The organism is Bacillus sp. LR--39 (assembly GCF_053613335.1).
This window is the reverse complement of sequence record NZ_JBSIOT010000483.1, coordinates 1-932: the sequence shown is the minus strand read 5'-3', so window position 1 is coordinate 932 and position 932 is coordinate 1. Positions and strand designations below refer to the sequence as shown.

General features: G+C 48.0%; 1 protein-coding gene and 1 pseudogene. Both read left to right on the top strand.

Annotated elements, in window-relative coordinates:
• A partial coding sequence (locus ACWHAR_RS24320) for a phage portal protein (protein ID WP_452088086.1) occupies nucleotides 1-562 on the top strand: 562 nt, incomplete at its 5' end.
• Nucleotides 462-932: pseudogene (locus ACWHAR_RS24315) on the top strand (ATP-binding protein); the annotation flags it as partial. The gene ACWHAR_RS24320 and the pseudogene ACWHAR_RS24315, both read left to right, overlap by 101 nt.

Genomic DNA, 932 nt, shown 5'->3' with positions numbered 1-932 from the left:
GCCATACGGACTGATGATTTCGGTCAAGCATTCCAAAAAATTCAGCTTCAGATCGGACAATACTGTACACGGGAGTCTAAAAGAACGGCCATTTTCGCCGCAGACACCGGACACAAACGACCGTACAGATATAGATAAAACAAACAAATATACTGCTGCTGATGATGCAGTGGATCACATTGCGAAGCGGTTTACACAATTACGGTCGGCTCAAGAAGGACGCACCGTGTATCCTTCCTCAAGAGATTATCAAGCCATCGCCCGCATTGTTGCCATCGGCGTTCCTGTCACACAAACAATCAAATGGCTTGAAGAATGCTTTCAGGCTTTTGAAAACCGGCGGACCGCCGCTTCTGAAACAATCAAGGCTTTTCGCTACTGCTCGAAATTCATTGAAGATCGATTTTTCGCGCAGCAAGCCAAAAAGAATGCCGCAATTCAGCATGAGAGGATGAAAAAACATGACAAAACGAACAATCGAACAGATTTTGGACGAGCTGAGAAGAGGGAGACGTCCATTACTGTCGGACAAACCGGCCGAATCAGACGCAAGCAGGTATGATTGCCTGCGCTGCAAGGATCAGGGAGGTTATCTCGTCAGGCAGAATGGCCTGGAAGTCTGGACGATGTGCAGCTGCATGGCAGAACGGAAAGTGAAGCGGCTGCTGGGTGCAAGTGAGATTACCCACGCTTTCAGACAGCTCGGCTTCAAGGAATTCCGCACGGAGGGAAAGCCGCAGGCCATAAAAGACGCATTTGAGTGTACAAAAGAGTATGTTGCCGATTATGAACAAATCAAGGATTGCCGAAAAAACAGCATTGCTCTTTTAGGACAGCCCGGATCAGGGAAAACACACCTTTTGACCGCCGCAGCCAACGAATTAATGAGAACATGCTATGTGCCTGTCATTTATTTTCCGTTCGTGGAAGGC